Annotated in this window: 14 protein-coding genes, 2 tRNA genes and 1 pseudogene; 10 read left to right on the plus strand and 7 right to left on the minus strand. The window is 72.1% G+C overall.

Annotated features, from left to right (window positions below):
• The first annotated feature begins 46 nt into the window (after window positions 1-46).
• The 4 genes from K2224_RS12100 to K2224_RS12115 all read left to right on the plus strand — a co-directional run bounded on the left by K2224_RS12100 (window position 47) and on the right by K2224_RS12115 (window position 3389).
• Window positions 47-1195 (plus strand): SDR family oxidoreductase, encoded by a 1149-nt coding sequence (locus tag K2224_RS12100; RefSeq protein WP_221906570.1) that lies wholly within the window; start codon window positions 47-49, stop codon window positions 1193-1195.
• Between the two features lie 132 nt (window positions 1196-1327).
• Window positions 1328-1807 carry a molybdenum cofactor biosynthesis protein MoaE gene (locus tag K2224_RS12105; RefSeq protein WP_221906571.1) on the plus strand — a complete coding sequence of 160 codons (480 nt, stop codon included), beginning with the start codon at window positions 1328-1330 and terminating at the stop codon, window positions 1805-1807.
• 191 nt (window positions 1808-1998) lie between these two features.
• Window positions 1999-2202 carry a hypothetical protein gene (locus tag K2224_RS12110; RefSeq protein ID WP_221906572.1) on the plus strand — a complete coding sequence of 68 codons (204 nt, stop codon included), beginning with the start codon at window positions 1999-2001 and terminating at the stop codon, window positions 2200-2202.
• Between the two features lie 89 nt (window positions 2203-2291).
• Complete coding sequence (locus K2224_RS12115; protein ID WP_221906573.1) at window positions 2292-3389, plus strand: PDZ domain-containing protein; 1098 nt, start codon at window positions 2292-2294, stop codon at window positions 3387-3389.
• A gap of 41 nt (window positions 3390-3430) precedes the next feature.
• On the opposite strand, the gene K2224_RS12120 is transcribed toward K2224_RS12115, so the two are convergent.
• Window positions 3431-3988, minus strand: a complete 558-nt coding sequence (locus tag K2224_RS12120; protein WP_221906574.1) for a PPA1309 family protein — start codon at window positions 3986-3988, stop codon at window positions 3431-3433.
• A 136-nt stretch (window positions 3989-4124) separates the two neighbouring features.
• Here K2224_RS12120 and K2224_RS12125 point away from each other — a divergent pair, with 136 nt between their 5' ends.
• The 4 genes from K2224_RS12125 to K2224_RS12140 all read left to right on the plus strand — a co-directional run bounded on the left by K2224_RS12125 (window position 4125) and on the right by K2224_RS12140 (window position 9441).
• Complete coding sequence (locus tag K2224_RS12125) at window positions 4125-7022, plus strand: UPF0182 family protein (RefSeq protein ID WP_260693446.1); 2898 nt, start codon at window positions 4125-4127, stop codon at window positions 7020-7022.
• Between the two features lie 108 nt (window positions 7023-7130).
• Window positions 7131-7204, plus strand: a tRNA-Met gene (locus K2224_RS12130).
• 205 nt (window positions 7205-7409) lie between these two features.
• Window positions 7410-9245, plus strand: coding sequence for a tetratricopeptide repeat protein (locus tag K2224_RS12135; protein WP_221906576.1), 1836 nt, complete (start codon window positions 7410-7412; stop codon window positions 9243-9245).
• Between the two features lie 122 nt (window positions 9246-9367).
• Window positions 9368-9441 (plus strand) — tRNA-Met (locus K2224_RS12140).
• Between the two features lie 149 nt (window positions 9442-9590).
• On the opposite strand, the gene K2224_RS12145 is transcribed toward K2224_RS12140, so the two are convergent.
• Window positions 9591-10010 (minus strand): Fur family transcriptional regulator, encoded by a 420-nt coding sequence (locus tag K2224_RS12145; protein WP_221906577.1) that lies wholly within the window; start codon window positions 10008-10010, stop codon window positions 9591-9593.
• Window positions 10011-10170: 160 nt separating this feature from the next.
• On the opposite strand from K2224_RS12145, the gene K2224_RS12150 reads away from it, so the two are divergent.
• Window positions 10171-11637 (plus strand): catalase, encoded by a 1467-nt coding sequence (locus K2224_RS12150; protein ID WP_221906578.1) that lies wholly within the window; start codon window positions 10171-10173, stop codon window positions 11635-11637.
• Window positions 11638-11789: 152 nt separating this feature from the next.
• Here the strand turns inward: K2224_RS12150 and K2224_RS12155 are convergent, their stop codons facing one another.
• Both K2224_RS12155 and hisN read right to left on the minus strand, forming a co-directional pair.
• Complete coding sequence (locus tag K2224_RS12155) at window positions 11790-12188, minus strand: cyclic nucleotide-binding/CBS domain-containing protein (protein ID WP_221909612.1); 399 nt, start codon at window positions 12186-12188, stop codon at window positions 11790-11792.
• Window positions 12189-12393: 205 nt separating this feature from the next.
• Window positions 12394-13197, minus strand: a complete 804-nt coding sequence (gene hisN, locus K2224_RS12160) for a histidinol-phosphatase (RefSeq protein WP_221906579.1) — start codon at window positions 13195-13197, stop codon at window positions 12394-12396.
• Window positions 13198-13389: 192 nt separating this feature from the next.
• On the opposite strand from hisN, the pseudogene K2224_RS12165 reads away from it, so the two are divergent.
• Window positions 13390-13959: pseudogene (locus K2224_RS12165) on the plus strand (TetR/AcrR family transcriptional regulator); the annotation flags it as partial.
• Between the two features lie 87 nt (window positions 13960-14046).
• On the opposite strand, the gene K2224_RS12170 reads toward K2224_RS12165, so the two are convergent.
• From K2224_RS12170 to aroA, 3 genes are all read right to left on the minus strand, one after another.
• Complete coding sequence (locus tag K2224_RS12170; RefSeq protein WP_221906580.1) at window positions 14047-14370, minus strand: multidrug efflux SMR transporter; 324 nt, start codon at window positions 14368-14370, stop codon at window positions 14047-14049.
• Window positions 14371-14507: 137 nt separating this feature from the next.
• A complete protein-coding gene (gene rsgA, locus K2224_RS12175) occupies window positions 14508-15515 on the minus strand; it encodes a ribosome small subunit-dependent GTPase A (RefSeq protein WP_221906581.1) in 1008 nt (335 codons plus the stop codon).
• Between the two features lie 13 nt (window positions 15516-15528).
• Window positions 15529-16881, minus strand: coding sequence for a 3-phosphoshikimate 1-carboxyvinyltransferase (gene aroA, locus K2224_RS12180; RefSeq protein WP_221906582.1), 1353 nt, complete (start codon window positions 16879-16881; stop codon window positions 15529-15531).
• Window positions 16882-16893: the final 12 nt, after the last annotated feature.

A 16893-nucleotide genomic window follows, 5' to 3' on the forward strand; every position in this document is an offset into this window, starting at 1 on the left:
GCGCGTTCGCCGCGCCCGCACTGAAGACAACCGCTGGAGACGCCCGGTGAGTTCCCCAGATCCGACCGTTCGCGCAGCGCGAAACGCTGCCGCCACAGCCGAACAGGCAGACCGCGGCCCGGCCGGCGCGGCCCGGCCGCTGCGCCGCCCCGTCGTCGCCGTCACCGGAGCCGCCTCCGGGGTCGGCGCGCTGCTCACCCGTGCCCTGGTCGAGTCCGACGAGGTCAAGCAGGTGGTGGCCATCGACGAACGGCCCGGTGACGTCACCGAGGCCCAGTGGCACGTCCTGGACGTCCGCGACCCCGCCATCGCCGACAAACTCCGCGGAACGGACGTCGTCGTCCATCTCGCCCTCGATCTCGACCTGGAGACCGACGCCGCGGCCCGCACCGCCTACAACGTGCGCGGCACCCAGACCGTGCTGACCGCCGCCGCGGCCGCCGGCGTCCACCGGGTCGTGCTGTGCACCTCCGCCATGGTCTACGGGGCCCTGCCCGACAACGACGTCCCGCTCGCCGAGGACGCCGAGCTGCGCGCCACCGCGGACGCCACCGGGGTCGGCGACCTCCTGGAGATCGAGCACCTGGCGCGCCGCGCCCCGCGCGCCCACCCCGGCCTGAACGTCACCGTGGTGCGCCCCGCCGTCCTGGTCGGCGGCACCGACACCGCGCTCACCCGCTACTTCGAGTCGCCGCGCCTCCTGGTCGTCGCCGGCTCCCGCCCGGCCTGGCAGTTCTGCCACGTGGAGGACCTGGTCGGCGCCCTGGAGTACGCCGCGCTGGAGAAGGTCGAGGGCGAGCTGGCGGTGGGCTGCGACGGCTGGCTGGAGCAGGAGGAGGTCGAGGAGCTCTCCGGTATCCGGCGCATGGAGCTGCCGTCCTCCGTGGCACTGGGGGCCGCCGCCCGGCTGCACCGGATCGGCCTGACGCCGTCGCCCGCCGGGGACCTCGCCTACACCATGCACCCCTGGGTGGTCAGCGGCAGCCGGCTGCACGACGCGGGCTGGCGGCCCCGCTGGACCAACGAGGAGGTCCTCGCCGAGCTGCTGGCGGAGGTCGCCGGCCGGCACACCGTCGCCGGCCGCCGGCTGGGCCGCAAGGACGCCACCGCCGCGGGCGCCGCCGGCGCGACCGTCGCGCTCCTCGGTACCGCGGCCCTGGTCCGCCGCGCCCGCAAGGCCCGCCGCCGCATCTGACGCCACCGGCCGCCGCCGCGCCCCGGGTCCGCCCCCGAGGCCCGGCGCCTGTACGAGCCTCCATACGGGGCCTCGGACGCCCGGTGGATTCGGCCATTTCCCGGTGCCCGCCCGGTGCGGCACGATGGGACCATGTCTGGCACGCACTCCCGGCCCTCCACCGACCGCGACCACCCCGGTGAGCAGGGCGCCGCGGACCCGATCCGGCTCCTGGAGATCCGCGACACCCCCCTCTCCGTGGACGAGGTCTTCGCGGCCGTCGGCGACCGGGCGGCGGGCGGCACGGCCCTCTTCGTTGGCACCGTCCGCTCGCACGACGGCGGTGCCGACGTCGACGGCCTGGGGTACTCCGCGCACCCGTCCGCCGCGGCGGAGCTGCGCCGGGTCGCCGAGAAGGTCGTCGCCGACCACCCGGTCCGCGCGCTGGCCGCCGTCCACCGTGTGGGGGATCTGGCCATCGGCGATCTGGCCGTGGTCGTCGCGGTCTCCTGCCCCCACCGCGCCGAGGCGTTCGCGGCCTGCCGCAAGCTCATCGACGACCTCAAGCACGAGGTGCCCATCTGGAAGCACCAGACCTTCTCGGACGGCACCGAAGAATGGGTGGGGGCGTAAGCGCCCTCTTCCGGGGGCGGTGGTCGGGCGACGGGAGGGCGGGTCGGGACCTTGCGATCCGGGTCCTGCGACCGGACCGGTACCTCGGGTTCCGGTTGCGTAACCGGCTCCCCGGCACCAGCGTTGACGTGGCAGATGGTTAATCTGCTTATTTGTCGATCGTGGGCGCGCAAGGTGTTAGGGAGGTCCCCATGGGAGCGCTCCTCTGGCTGCTGATTCCGGTGCTGGCCGGACTGGTCGCCGCGCTGTGGAGCAGCTGGGCCATGCGCAACCGCCGGAGCGGGGACGTCGCCGAGCTGGCCGGCTACGCACGGTTCCGCGCCGCGATGGAGAAGCAGCACATCGCTCCCGCCACCGCCGCGGCCGCCCCCGAGCACGCCTCGGATCCGGCCTGACACCTCGCCGCCCGGCGCGGCCCGCACGGCGGTCCCCGTACGGACGGCCCCGCGGGCCGGTTGTCATACCCGTCCCGTACTGTCGTTCCATGCCACGCCGCACCGCGACGCTGCTCGCCTCGACCCTGATGCTGATCGCGCTGCTCTGCGCCGGGGTGCTGATTCCCGTCCCGTACGCCGAGATGTCGCCGGGGCCGACGGTCAACACCCTCGGTGACCACAACGGCGAGCCGGTCCTGCAGATCGGCGGCGGCCGGAAGACCTACCAGACCTCCGGCCATCTGAACATGACGACCGTCCGCGTCACCGGCCCGGACTACCGCATGAACCTCCTCGAGGCGATCTACGGCTGGCTGGACCCGAGCAGCGCGGTGGTGCCGCACCGGACGCTCTACCCCGAGGGGCAGACGGCCGAGCAGGCCGACCAGCAGAACGCCGAGGAGTTCACCCAGTCCCAGGAGAGCGCCAAGGTCGCCGCGCTCCGGCAGCTGCACATCCCGGTGGCCAGCCAGACCGTCGTCGGCGCCGTCGTCAAGGACAAGCCGGCCGACGGGGTGCTGCACGCCGGCGACGTGATCAAGGCGGTGGACGGCCGGAAGATCGAGCAGGCCGGCGACGTGGCCGCGTTCGTCACCCGGCACAAGCCGGGCCAGAAGGTGGTCTTCACCGTCATCCCCGCCAAGGAGGCGGCCGCCGCGGAGAAGCAGGGCAAGCAGCCCGAGGGCCCCGGCAAGCAGGTCGCGGTCACCACGGCGGCGTCCGGCGGCCGGGCGGTCGTGGGCATCCAGGCCCAGGTGGACCACATCTTCCCGTTCCCCATCGACGTGAAGCTCGCCGACGTCGGCGGCCCCAGCGCCGGGCTGATGTTCGCGCTCGGCATCGTGGACAAGCTCACCCCCGGCGGCAATCTGACCGGCGGCCGGTTCGTGGCGGGTACGGGCACGATCGACGACCGGGGCAAGGTCGGCCCGATCGGCGGCATTTCGATGAAGACGATCGGTGCGCGGGACAAGGGCGCGGAATTCTTCCTGACGCCCAAGGACAACTGCGCGGCCGCCGCGAAGGACACCCCCGACGGCCTCCGGCTGGTCAAGGTCGACACCATAGGGGACGCGGTGCAGGCGCTGGAGAAGATCCGCAAGAACGACCTGGCCGGCCTGCCGAGTTGCAGCCCGGCAGGCCGGTAGCGGGAGCGGGGAGCGGCGGGCCCGTCCGGCCCGCCGCGCGACTACTCCTCCTCGAAGGTCGCCGCCAGCGCGTCCGCGAGGCCGGGGACCAGCGACCTGCCGGTCAGCACCTCGGAGGTGGAGTCCTTCTCGCGCAGCCGCAGCGCCGACTCGCGGGAGCCGTCCCGGAGGACGGCCACCGTCATCCGCACCTCCTGGCGCTCGGGGTGCTCGGCGACCCACTTGGCGAGCTGCTTCTCGGTCATGCCCGCCGGCTCGGCGTCCTCGGCGGACGGCGGCAGCATCAGGCGCTCCACGGTCAGCGCGCAGCCGACCACGGCGTCGGGCCAGGCGATGGTGGCGAGGAACTCGTCCAGCGGGGCGCCGGCCGGGATCTCGTCCTGCTCGATGGGGGTCAGGGACGTGTCGGTGGACTCCTCGATGCCCAGCTGGGCGGCGAGCGAGGGCTCCTGTGCACGGAGCTTGTCGGTGTCGACGAGGGCGAACAGACGGGCCGGCTGGTCCCAGCCGAGGCCGGCGGCGTACTCGTCGATCTCGAGTACCGCGCGGGTCAGCGGGTCGGCGGCCAGCGGGGTGCCGTCAACGGGGAGGTTGGTCATGCCCAACATCGTGCCCTGTGCACCCCGGAAATCGGGAACCGAGTAAAGCCGTCGTAAGTTGCATCACTGGGTCCTAGTATCGCCGGGCCTGCCCCACACGACAGCGAACTTCGAGGTGCGCACCTTGGCTTTCCAGATGCCGGACCGCGGCGGAGGCCCCTCCGGGCCACGGATCAGAGTAGGCCGACCGTCGCGGCGGCTGCGGACCCTGCTCATGACGTTGGGCGTGCTGGCCGTGCTGGCCATGCTCTTCGTGATGTTCTCGGGATTCTGGACCGACTGGCTCTGGTACCGCTCGGTCCATTTCTCGTCGGTCTTCACCACCACCCTGTGGACCAAGATCGGACTGTTCTTCTCCTTCGGCGTCGTGATGGCGGTCGCCGTCGGCGTCAACATCTGGCTGGCGCACCGGCTGCGGCCGCCGCTCAGCGCGATGTCCGTGGAGCAGCAGAGCCTGGACCGCTACCGCATGGGCATCGCCCCGTTCAAGAAGTGGGCGCTGATCGCGATCACGGCGGTGATCGGGCTGATCGCCGGGGCCTCCGCCTCCGGTGAGTGGCGCACCTGGCTCCAGTGGGTCAACGGCGTCCCGTTCGGCACCACGGACCCGCAGTTCCACAAGGACGTCTCGTTCTACGCCTTCGATCTGCCGTGGTACCGCTTCCTGTTGAGCTTCGGCTTCGCCTGCGCGGTGCTGTCCCTGGTGGCCGCGGTGCTCACCCACTACCTCTACGGCGGGCTGCGGCTGACCAGCCCCGGCTCGCGGGCGACCGCCGCCGCCACCGGTCACCTCTCGGTGCTGGTGGGCATCTTCGTCTCCCTGAAGGCGATCGCGTACTGGCTCGACCGGTACGGCCTCGCGGTGAAGTCCAGCGGCCTGAAGTCGGCCGACAACTGGACCGGTCTGCGCTATGTCGACGCCAACGCCTACCTGCCGGCGAAGACCATCCTGTTCTTCATCGCGGCGATCTGCGCGGTGCTGTTCTTCGCCACCCTCTGGCGGCGCACCTGGCAGCTGCCGGTGATCGGCTTCGGCCTGATGGTGCTCTCCGCCGTGCTGATCGGCGGGCTGTACCCGGCGATCGTCCAGAAGTTCCAGGTCCAGCCGAACGAGCAGGCCAAGGAAGCGCCGTACATCAACAAGAACATCAAGGCGACCCGGGACGCGTACGGCATCCAGGACTCCGAGGTGGCGCCCTACAAGGGCAACTACAAGCCGGCCTCCAAGGAGGACGCCCAGCGGCTGCGCGACGAGGCCGACACCACGGCCAGCATGCGGCTGCTCGACCCGAACGTGGTCTCGCCGGCCTTCCAGCAACAGCAGCAGGTGCGGTCCTACTACCAGTTCCCGTCCACCCTGGACGTCGACCGGTACAAGGACAAGGACGGCAAGGAGCAGGACACCGTCATCGGCCTGCGCGAGCTGAACATCGCCGGCATCCCCGAGCGCAACTGGATCAACGACCACTTCAAGTACACCCACGGCTACGGCGCGGTCACCGCCAAGGGCACCGAGACCGCCGACGGCGGCGGCCCGCAGTACACCGAGTCCGACCTGCCGACCAAGGGCCAGCTCCCGTCGTACGAACAGCGCGTCTACTACGGCGAGAAGACCACCCAGTACTCCATCGTGGGCGGGCCGCAGCAGGAGCTGGACTACTCCGACGACAGCGGCGAGAAGGGCTACCGCTACCAGGGCAAGAGCGGGGTGAGCCTGTCCAACCCGATCAACCGCGCCGCGTACGCGGTGGCGTTCGGGGAGCCGCAGATCCTCTACTCCGGCGCCATCGGGGACAAGTCGCGGATCCTCTACAACCGCACGCCCAAGGAGCGCGTCGAGTCCGTCGCCCCCTGGCTGACCATCGACGGCGACGCCTACCCGGCGGTGATCAACGGCCGGATCCAGTGGATCGTGGACGCGTACACCACCAGCAACGGCTACCCGTACGCCTCGCGCACCACCCTCGGGGACAGCACCGCCGACTCGCTCACCAACGGCCAGCGCGCGGTGGTGGCCCAGCAGAACCAGGTCAACTACATCCGCAACTCCGTCAAGGCCACGGTCGACGCCTACGACGGCACGGTCAAGCTCTACCAGTGGGACACCAAGGACCCGGTCCTGAAGACCTGGATGAAGGCGTTCCCCGGCACGGTCGAGAAGAAGAGCGACATCAGCCCCGAGCTGAAGGCCCACCTGCGCTACCCGCAGGACCTCTTCAAGGTCCAGCGCCAGCTGCTGACCACGTACCACGTCACCGACCCGGGCACCTTCTACACCGGCTCGGAGCGCTGGCAGATCCCCAGCGACCCGACCACCAAGTCGGGCAACGCGGTGCCGCCGTACTACCTCAGCATGAAGATGCCCGGCCAGAAGGACCAGGCGTTCTCGCTGACGACGACCTTCACGCCCAACAAGAAGGACAACCTGGGCGCCTTCATGGCCGTCGACGCGGACGCGACGAGCGGTGACTACGGCCGGATCAGACTGCTGAAGCTGCCCGCGCAGACACCGGTGCCGGGCCCGCAGCTGGCCCAGTCGAAGTTCAACTCCGACCCCACGATCGCCAACGAGCTCAACATCCTCAAGAAGTTCGGCGACTCGGAGATCGAGTACGGCAACCTGCTGACCGTGCCCCTCAGCGGCGGTCTGCTCTACGTCGAACCGGTCTACCTGCGCGGCGCCAACACCAACTACCCGCTCCTGAAGAAGGTGTTGGTGAGCTACGGCGACAGCAAGCAGCCGGTCCTGGAGAACAGCCTCAAGGACGCGCTCGACGTGGTCTTCGGAAAGAAGGCGCCGAGCACCGGCTCGGAGAACCCGCCGCCCGGCGGCGGGCAGACCGGTGAGCAGCCGCCACCGTCCGACAAGACCGTGCAGCAGGCCCTGGCGGACGCCGAAAAGGCGTACGACGAGGGCGAGAAGGCACGGGTGGCCGGCGACTGGGCCGCGTACGGCGAGGCCCAGAAGAAGCTGAAGGCCGCGCTGGACCAGGCGGCCAAGGCGTCCGAGAAGGGCGGCAAGCCGGGCGACTGAGCCGCCGCAGCGGGCCCCGCGGCCCGGTGGCCGCCGGCGTGAACCGGCGGCCACCGGGGCCGGGAGTCAACCGCGGCCCCGCGACGTGATACGTTGGAGTCACAACGACGCGGGGTGGAGCAGCTCGGTAGCTCGCTGGGCTCATAACCCAGAGGTCGCAGGTTCAAATCCTGTCCCCGCTACTGAAGACCAAGGCCCGGATTCCTTGAATCCGGGCCTTCGTCATGCGTTCCGGTCAATGCCGATCAGGGGCGGGTCGGACAACCCATGTGGGAAAGCTGTGTGCTTGAGTTTGGCATGTCGCCGTGTCGGGAAGTCGACAAACCGCTGAAGTGACCTCACTGGCTGCGGTATACCAGGTGTACGCGGGTTACAGGTGATGCGACGATGGTTCTTATGGGGGACAAGGCAAGGTTGTTGGAGACGGACCGGTTTGTGCAGGCGCCCGACGACGGGCGCGGTTCCGAAATGTCGATGGACGCGATGGAGGCCGACGGCACGGCCGAGGCGTCCGACGCGGTGACCGAGTCCGGCTACCGCCGCGCCGCCGAGGCGGGCGACACCGCCGCCATGAGCGCGCTGGGGGCGATGCTGCTGCGCCGCGCCGACCTCGACGGCGCCGAGCCGCACCTCCGCTCCGCGGCCGCAGCCGGCGACCGGGCCGCGGCCAACAACCTCGGCGTCCTCCTCCACCAGCGGGGCTACGCCGAGGAGGCCGCCGGCTGGTGGCGAATCGCCGCCGTCGCCGGTTCCGCCGCCGCCGCGCACGCCCTGGGCCGCCACTACCGCGAGCGCGGCGACGAGCCGGCCGCCGAGTACTGGCTGCGCCAGTCCGCCGAGTCCGGCCACTGCCTGGGCGCGTACGCCCTCGCCGACCTCCTGGAGCACCGCGGCGACATCGGTGCCGAACGCTGGTTCCGGGCCGCCGCCGAGCGCGGCCACCGCGAGGCCGCTTACCGCCTCGCCCGGCTCATCGAGGACGGCCGCGACGCCGACCGCCGTACGACGCCCGCCTACGGGGAGCTGAAGCAGCAGGCCGAGGCCGAGCAGTGGTACCGCCAGGCCGCGGCCCGCGGCCACCGGCGGGCAGCGCTCCAGCTCGGCGCGCTGCTGGAGGACCGCGGCGACATCCAGGAGGCCGGCCGCTGGTACCTCTCCGCGGCCAAGGACGGCGAGGCCCGGGCCGCCTGCGCGCTGGGCTTCCTGCTCCGCGACGCCGGGGACGAGGAGAGCGCGGCGGAGTGGTGGCGACGAGCCGCCCAGGACGGCGACGGCAACGCCGCCAACGCCCTCGGTGCGCTGCACGCCGACCGCGGCGAGCTCCAGACCGCCGAGCGCTGGTACCGCGCCGCACTGGACGCCGGCGACGTCAACGGCGCCTACAACCTCGGCCTGCTCTGCACCGAGCAGGGCCGGCCCGGCCGGGGCGAGCAGTGGTACCGCCGCGCCGCCTACGCCGGCCACCGCGAGGCCGCCAACGCGCTGGCCATCATGCTGCTCCAGCGCGGCGACGCCTCCGGGGCCGAGCCGTGGTTCTCCAAGGCGGCCGAGGCGGGCAGCGTGGACGCCGCGTTCAACCTCGGCATCCTGTTCACCGGCCGCGGCGAGGAGCGGCTGGCGCGCTCCTGGTACGAGCGGGCGGCCGCCGCCGGGCACACCGACGCGGCGCTCCAGGTCGCCATAGCGCAGCTGCGCGACGGTGACCTCCGGGAAGCGGAGGGCAACCTCCGCTGCGCGGCCGGCGGCGGCAGCGCCGAAGCGGCGTTCCGGCTCGCCGACCTCCTCGACCGGCGGTCCGCGGAGGCGGACGCCGAGCGGTCCGAGGAGGACGAGAGCCGACAGTGGTACGAGCGCGCGGCCCGGCAGGGGCACCGCCGCGCCCAGGTCCGGGTTGGCATGTTCGCGGCGGCCCGCGGGGACGCGGTCGAGGCGGCGACGTGGTACCGCGCGGCCGCCGAGGCCGGCAGCCGCAACGGCGCCTTCAACCTCGGCCTGCTGCTGGCCCGCGAGGGCAGCCTGCCCGAGGCCGCCCTGTGGTGGCAGCGTGCTGCCGAGAGCGGCCACGGCCGGGCGGCGCTGCGGCTGGCGCTGATCGCCGCCCGCCGCGGGGCGCTCGCCGAGGCCCAGCGCTGGTGCGCGCGGGCGGTGGAGCTGGGTCCGCCCGAGGTGGCGGAGCGGGCGGCCCGGCTGTGGACCGCGCTCCAGGAGGAGCTGAGCGCGTGACGGCCGGCCGGCGGGGGCGCCGATCCCGGTGCCCCGGCCCCGGTCCCGTGGACCGGTCCCGGGGCCGGCCGGAACGGATTTGCGCTGGTCGTCGGCGTGGGGTTAGAGTTGGGACACAACGACGCGGGGTGGAGCAGCTCGGTAGCTCGCTGGGCTCATAACCCAGAGGTCGCAGGTTCAAATCCTGTCCCCGCTACTGAAACCGAAGGCCCGGATCCTTAAGGATCCGGGCCTTCGGCATGTCCGGGCCGGCGGGTGCGCGGCGATGGCAATGGCCCCCGGGCCGCTGTGCGGCCGCGGGGGCTGGTGGCGTCGGCTGCGGCCCGGACGGGATCCGGGCCGGGATCAGGACCGGCCGCTGCAGTTGGGGCACACGCCCCGGTACGTCACGGTGACCTCGGAGACCTCGAAGCCGTAGCGCTCCGGTTCGGGCAGCGCGGAGAGCGGGTCGCCGTGGAGGTGCACGTCGCGGATCGTCCCGCAGCGCGAGCAGACCAGGTGCTGGTGGTCGTGGTGGGCGTTGGGGTCGTACCGCTTGGCGCGGCCGTCGGTGCTCACCTCGATCACCTCACCGAGCGAGACCAGCTCGCCCAGGGTGTTGTAGACCGTGGCGCGGGAGATCTCGGGGAGCCGTTCGGACGCCTTGGCGTGCACTTCGTCGGCGGTGTAGTGGACGTGGTCCCCGTCCAGCACCTCGGCGACGACGCGGCGCTGTGCGGTCAGCCGCCAGCCGCGTCCCCGGAGTCGTTCCAGCAGGTCACTCATGCCAATCACCTATCAGTCAGATAGTCACCAGGGTAGCAGCGGCCGTCCATCGCCGGATCGGGTACGAGTTTCGGACTCTTCTTGACTTGGACAATGTCCAATGTAGGATCGGGTACGGCGCAAGCCAAGGGCAGGTGTACGGACGAATCAGGAGGCGCACGTGTCGGTAGAGACCACCACCGGACCGCTGACCACGGAGACCGGGGCCCCGGTCGCGGACAACCAGAACAGCGAGACGGCCGGCGTCGGCGGCCCCGGTCTGATCCAGGACCAGCTCCTGATCGAGAAGCTCGCGCACTTCAACCGCGAGCGCATCCCGGAGCGCATCGTCCACGCCCGCGGCGCCGGCGCCTACGGCACCTTCACGGTCACCGCCGACGTGACGAAGCACACCCGTGCGAAGTTCCTCTCCGAGATCGGCAAGCAGACCGAGGTGTTCCTGCGGTTCTCCACCGTCGCAGGCAGTCTCGGTGCGGCCGACGCGGTGCGCGACCCGCGCGGCTTCGCGCTGAAGTTCTACACCGAGGAGGGCAACTACGACCTCGTCGGCAACAACACCCCGGTGTTCTTCATCAGGGACGCCATCAAGTTCCCCGACTTCATCCACACCCAGAAGCGCGACCCGTACACCGGGTCCCAGGAGGCGGACAACGTCTGGGACTTCTGGGGCCTGTCGCCCGAGGCGACCCACCAGGTGACCTGGCTGTTCGGCGACCGCGGCATCCCCGCCTCGTACCGTCACATGGACGGCTTCGGCTCGCACACCTTCCAGTGGAACAACGAAGCGGGCGAGGTCTTCTGGGTCAAGTACCACTTCAAGACCGACCAGGGCATCAAGAACCTCACCCAGGACGAGGCCAACCGGCTCGCCGGCGAGGACCCGGACAGTCACCAGCGCGACCTGCGCGAGTCCATAGAGCGCGGCGACTTCCCGACCTGGAGCGTCCAGGTGCAGATCATGCCGGCGGCCGATGCGGCCGGCTACCGCTTCAACCCGTTCGACCTGACCAAGGTCTGGCCGCACGCGGACTACCCGCCGATCGAGATCGGCAAGCTGGAGCTCAACCGCAACCCGGAGAACATCTTCGCCGAGGTCGAGCAGTCGATCTTCTCCCCGCACCACTTCGTGCCGGGCATCGGCCCGTCCCCCGACAAGATGCTCCAGGGCCGCCTCTTCGCGTACGGCGACGCCCACCGCTACCGCGTCGGCATCAACGCCGACCACCTGCCGGTCAACCGCCCGCACGCCACCGAGGCCCGCAGCCACGGCCGGGACGGCGCCCTCTACGACGGCCGCCACGGACGCCGGAAGAACTACGAGCCCAACAGCTTCGGCGGTCCGGCCCAGACCGGCCGGCCGCTGTGGCAGCCGCTCCCGGTGACCGGTGACACCGGTGAGACCGCGACGTCCTCGCACGCCGAGGACGACGACTTCGTCCAGGCCGGCAACCTCTACCGCCTGATGTCGGAGGCGGAGCGGGAGCGCCTGATCGACAACCTGGCGGGCTTCCTCGCCAAGGTCTCCCGCGACGAGATCGCCCAGCGCGCGATCGAGAACTTCCGCAGGGCGGACGCGGACTACGGCAAGCGGCTGGAGGTCGCGGTCCAGGCGGCCCTTCGCGCCTGAACCGACGCCGCTTTCGCGGAGGTGGCCGAGCGCCGTGGGGGTTGCTCAACTGTCGCTGCCGTGAGAGCCGAAGAGGCCGGATGCCATGGGGCCCGGCCTCTTCGTGCGCCCGCGGGCGTGCCTGCTCCCGCGGATGCGCCCCCGGGGGACGGTCACGCCGCCGCCGGGGTCCGTTCGGGGACGGCGGACCAGCAGCGCATGATGTCGCGGACCGAGACGATGCCGACCGGTTCGAGGTTGTCGAGGACGACGAGGTGGCGGAAGCCGCCGCGCACCATGGCGCCCGCCGCCTCGTCCAGGGTCCAGTTCGGGGTCGCGAAGACCACGTCGGTGGTGGTGTGGCTGTGGGCGGTCTCCCGGTCGGGATTCTCGCCCGCGCCCAGGGAGTTGAGGATGTCGCGCTCGGTGAGGATGCCGATGCCGTAGGTGTCGCTGTCGAGGACCACGGCCGCGCCGATGCGGCGGGCCGCCATCAGTCGCGCCGCCTGGCGGAGGGTGTGAGCCGGCCCGATGGTGAGGACCACCGTGCTCATGGCGTCTTTGACGAGCATGGGCATGAAGGGGAGCCACCTCCTTGAACGTGCAGTGAAATTGCGAAACGATTCACAAATTCACAAACTGGGGGATTTTCATGCTCACATGCCCCCGGTCGCACAACAAGGGGCAGATGGTGGACGTCAGTCCGAACATCTGCCCCTGTGCAGGTCAGCGGGGTTGCGGGGTGGGGCCGCACCGCTGGATTTCGCCCGGTGGTGGTCAGCTCCGGTCGTCGCCGAGATACGCCAGCAGGTCCTCGTGGAGCAGGCCGTTGGAGGCCGTGGCGTTGCCGCTGTGCGGACCGGGCCGGCCGTCCAGACCGGTGAAGCGCCCGCCGGCCTCCTGGACGATCACCGCGCAGGCCGCCATGTCCCACAGCGACAGCTCCGGCTCCGCGCAGATGTCGACCGTCCCCTCGGCGACCATCATGTAGGGCCAGAAGTCGCCGTAGGCCCGGGTCCGCCAGCAGTCGCGGGAGAGGTCGAGGAAGCCGGAGAGCCGGCCGCGCTCCTCCCAGCCGGTCAGCGACGAGTACGCGAACGACGCGTCCTGGATGCGGCCGACCTCGGAGACGTGCAGCCGGGACGCCGAGGTCAGGCTGCGGCCGGTGAAGGCGCCCAGGCCCTCGGCGGCCCACCAGCGGCGGTTCAGCGCCGGGGCGGAGACGAGGCCGACCACCGGGCGGTCGCCGCCCTCGCCGCGCTCCATCAGGGCGATCAGGGTCGCCCACACCGGCACGCCGCGGACGTAGTTCTTGGTGCCGTCGATCGGGTCGATGATCCAGCGGCGCGGCCCCGAGCCCTCGCTGCCGAACTCCTCGCCGAGCACCGCGTCCCGCGGCCGGGCGCGCTGCAGCTGGGCACGGATCAGCTCCTCGGCGGACTTGTCCGCCTCGCTGACCGGGGTCATGTCCGGTTTGGTCTCCACCTTGAGGTCGAGGGCCTTGAACCGTTCCATGGTGGCGGCGTCGGCGGCGTCCGCCAGGACGTGCGCCAAGCGGAGATCATCGTGATAGTCGGGCATGTGCGAACAGTATCCACTGGTATTCACCGGAGCCACAGGGCCATGCCGTGGCCTCCGGGTGGTCTCTCGCGGAGTGCCGGCCGGAGCCGCCGCCGAGCCGCCCGGGGCGTCCGCGGCCGGCCTTGACAGTTCTTGACGGCGCGTCAATTCTGTGACCTGGACCACTGTTCGAGTGGAGCCGGGAGGTGGCCGATGCCCTCGGTGCGGGAGGCCCTGCTGGACGCGGCCTATACGGCACTGCTCACCCGGCCCTGGGCGGCCGTCCGGATGGTGGAGGTGGCGGCCGCCGCCGGGGTGTCCCGGCAGACGCTCTACAACGAGTTCGGCGGCAAGGAGGGGCTGGCCCACGCCCTCGTCCACCGGGAGATCGAGACGTATCTGGCCGGGGTGGAGCGGGCGCTGGCCGCCGGCGCTGCCGGGCCGGCGGCCGACGCGGGTGCCCGGGTGGCCGCCGCGGCCGCCTGGACGCTGCGCAGGGCACGGGCGAACCCGCTGGTCAGGGCCGCACTGACGGGCTGCTGGGGCGACCGGCTGCCGGCCGGTCAGGACCGGCCCGCCGAACTGCTCGGCCGGTTCCGCGACCGGGCGGTGGCGGCGCTGGCGCCCGGTCGGCCCCGGGAGGAGCTGCCCGCCCTGGACGCCGCCTGCGAGGCCGCGGCCCGGTTGACGCTGTCGTGCGTGGTCGCCCCGGTGGGGCCCGGCGCGGTACGGCCGCCGGCCGGTGCGCGGGTGGCGGTGCCCCGGCAGCGGAGCCGGCGGCGGGAAACGGAGGCCGAGGGCGAGGTGGTCGCCCGGCTGGTGCGGAGCGCCTTCGCCGGGCTCACGGGCGGTGCGGCCGCCCCGGGCGCTTCAGTGCGCCGAGCCGGACAGCTGGAGTCCGATCACCCCGACGACCACCAGCGTGATGGAGATGATCTTCAGCGTGGAGACCAGGTCGCCGAGGAAGACCATGCCGTAGATCGCGGTGCCGGCCGCGCCGATGCCGGTCCAGACCGCGTACGCCGGGCCGACGTCGAGCTTGCGCAGTGCCAGCGTCAGCAGGCCGAAGCTGCCCAGGGCGAAGACCGCGAAGGCGGCGGTCGGGTAGAGGCGGGTGAAGCCGTGCGAGAGCTTGAGGCAGACCGCGAAGCCGGTCTCCAGCAGACCGGCCACCACGACCAGCAGCCACGCCATATCCCATTGCCTCCGTCAGCTCGGTGACTGCTTCAGCCAGGCGACCTGTCACGACCGGATCGGACCGGATGGGACCGGTACTGGTGTGAGGGCGATTATGCCCGTGCCCCGGACGGGCGGCAGGGGCATTGGTCCGATCAGTCGCCCTCGCGTCGCTCACGGGTCGCCAGCAGCCGCCGCAGCGAGTCCAGCCGGGCCGGGTCGGCGTGCCCCTCGGCCACCCACGCGTCCAGCGCGCAGTCCGGCTCGTCGTGGCTGCACGCCCGGGGGCACTCGCCGGTGCCGGGCTCCAGGTCCGGGAAGGCGTGGATGACCCGGGTCGGGTCGATGTGGGCCAGCCCGAAGGACCGCACGCCGGGGGTGTCGATGACCCAGCCGGCGTCGCCGGGCAGCGGCAGGGCGAGCGCCGAGGTGGTGGTGTGCCGGCCGCGGCCGGTGACCGCGTTGACATGGCCGGTGGCCCGGCGCCGCTCCGGCACCAGGGCGTTGACCAGGGTCGTCTTGCCCACCCCGGAGTGCCCCACGAACGCCGTCATCCGGCCGGTCAGCTTCTCCCGGACCCGCTCGGCGGCGCTGCCGTCGGCGAGTTCCTCGCGGTTGGTGACGACGTACGGCACGCCGAGTGTGCCGTAGGACTCCAGCAGTGCGTCCGGCGCGGCCAGGTCGGACTTGGTGAGCACCAGCAGCGGGTCCAGCCCGGCGTCGTAGGCGGCGACCAGGCAGCGGTCGATCAGCCGGGGCCGCGGCTCGGGGTCGGCGAGCGCGGTGACGATGGCGAGCTGGTCGGCGTTGGCGACCACCACCCGCTCGTACGGGTCGGTGTCGTCGGCGGTCCGGCGCAGCGTGGAGCTGCGCGGCTCGACCCGGACTATCCGGGCCAGGGTGTCCTTGGCGCCGCTGAGGTCGCCGACGACGGCGACCCGGTCGCCGACCACCGCGCTCTTGCGGCCCAGCTCGCGGGCCTTCATCGCGGTGACCTTGCGGTCGTCGATCAGGCACGTCAGACGGCCCCGGTCGACGGTCAGGACCAGGCCCTCGCGGGCGTCCTCGTGCTTGGGGCGGATGTTCGTCCGCGGCCGGTTGCCCTTGCGGTTGGGCCGGACGCGGACGTCGTCCTCATCGGGGTTCTTGCCGTAGCGGCGCATGGTGCGGTGGCCCTCAGACTCGCCGGGCGGCGGGGGACGCCGGATCGAGCATCTGCGTCCACAGCGCGGGGAAGTCGGGCAGGGTCTTGGCGGTGGTGGCGACGTTCTCCACCTCCACGCCCTCGACGGCCAGGCCGACGATCGCGGCGGCGGTGGCCAGCCGGTGGTCCTCGTAGGTGTGGAAGATCCCGCCGTGCAGCGGACGCGGCCGGATGTGCAGGCCGTCGGCGGTCTCGGTGACGTCGCCGCCGAGTTCGTTGAGCTCCTTGGTGAGGGCGGCCAGCCGGTCGGTCTCGTGCAGCCGCAGGTGCGCCACCCCGCGCAGCGTGGAGGGCGAGTCGGCGAGCGCGGCGACCGCGGCGATGCCCGGGGTCAGCTCGCCGACCTCGCCGAGGTCGACGTCGATGCCGTGGATCCGGCCGCTGCCGGTGAGGGTCAGGCCGTCCTCGGTCAGCTCGCAGGAGCCGCCCATGGCGGTGAAGATCTCGCGCAGTGCGTCGCCGGGCTGGGTGGTGTGCTCGGGCCAGTCCGGGATGGTGACCCGGCCGCCGGTGACCAGCGCCGCGGCCAGGAACGGCTGGGCGTTGGAGAGGTCCGGCTCGACGACCAGGTCACGGCCGAGCAGGGCGCCGGGGGTGACCCGCCAGACGTTCGGCTCGCCGCCCGCCTCGGGGGTGTCCACCTGGGCGCCGACGCTGCGCAGCATGTCGACGGTCATCCGGATGTGCGGCATCGAGGGCAGCGCCGCGCCGACGTGCCGGACCTCGACGCCTTGGTTGAAGCGCGGCGCGGACAGCAGCAGGGCGCTGACGAACTGGGAGGACGAGGAGGCGTCGATCTCCACCGCGCCGCCCTCCAGGGCGCCGCCGCCGAAGACCGTCATCGGCAGCGCGCCGCGGTTGTCGTCGTCGATCCGGGCGCCCAGGGCGCGCAGCGCGTCGATGACGCCGCCCAGCGGGCGCTCGTAGGAGCGCGGGTCGCCGTCGAAGCGGATCGGGCCGTCGGCGAGCGCGGCGACCGGCGGGAGGAAGCGCATGACCGTGCCGGCGTTGCCCACGTCGACGGTGGCCGGGCCGTGCAGGCCGGCGGGGATGATCCGCCACGCCTCGCCGCCGGAGGTGCCGGCGGAGCTGGAGGAGGCGGTCTCCTCGATGCCGACGCCCAGGGCGCGCAGCGCCTCGGCCATCAGCAGGGTGTCCCGGGAACGCAGCGGGCGGCGCAGCCAGCCCGGCTCGGAGGACAGGGCGGCCAGCACCAGGCCGCGGTTCGTGACCGATTTGGAGCCGGGCACGGTGACGGTCGCATCGACCGCCCCGGGAGCGACGGGGGCAGGCCACAGGGCAGGGAGGGCGGGGCTCTCGGTCATGCCCTTACTTTA

Source organism: Streptomyces sp. BHT-5-2 (assembly GCF_019774615.1).
GTDB lineage: Bacteria > Actinomycetota > Actinomycetes > Streptomycetales > Streptomycetaceae > Streptomyces.

Coding starts and splice junctions, on each gene's coding strand:
- K2224_RS12105 (WP_221906571.1), top strand. CDS start 1,328: ATGTCTGGCACGCACTCCCGGCCCTCCACCGACCGCGACCACCCCGGT.
- K2224_RS12110 (WP_221906572.1), top strand. CDS start 1,999: ATGGGAGCGCTCCTCTGGCTGCTGATTCCGGTGCTGGCCGGACTGGTC.
- K2224_RS12115 (WP_221906573.1), top strand. CDS start 2,292: ATGCCACGCCGCACCGCGACGCTGCTCGCCTCGACCCTGATGCTGATC.
- K2224_RS12120 (WP_221906574.1), bottom strand. CDS start 3,988: ATGACCAACCTCCCCGTTGACGGCACCCCGCTGGCCGCCGACCCGCTG.
- K2224_RS12125 (WP_260693446.1), top strand. CDS start 4,125: ATGCCGGACCGCGGCGGAGGCCCCTCCGGGCCACGGATCAGAGTAGGC.
- K2224_RS12135 (WP_221906576.1), top strand. CDS start 7,410: ATGGTTCTTATGGGGGACAAGGCAAGGTTGTTGGAGACGGACCGGTTT.
- K2224_RS12145 (WP_221906577.1), bottom strand. CDS start 10,010: ATGAGTGACCTGCTGGAACGACTCCGGGGACGCGGCTGGCGGCTGACC.
- K2224_RS12155 (WP_221909612.1), bottom strand. CDS start 12,188: ATGCTCGTCAAAGACGCCATGAGCACGGTGGTCCTCACCATCGGGCCG.
- hisN (WP_221906579.1), bottom strand. CDS start 13,197: ATGCCCGACTATCACGATGATCTCCGCTTGGCGCACGTCCTGGCGGAC.
- K2224_RS12170 (WP_221906580.1), bottom strand. CDS start 14,370: ATGGCGTGGCTGCTGGTCGTGGTGGCCGGTCTGCTGGAGACCGGCTTC.
- rsgA (WP_221906581.1), bottom strand. CDS start 15,515: ATGCGCCGCTACGGCAAGAACCCCGATGAGGACGACGTCCGCGTCCGG.
- aroA (WP_221906582.1), bottom strand. CDS start 16,881: ATGACCGAGAGCCCCGCCCTCCCTGCCCTGTGGCCTGCCCCCGTCGCT.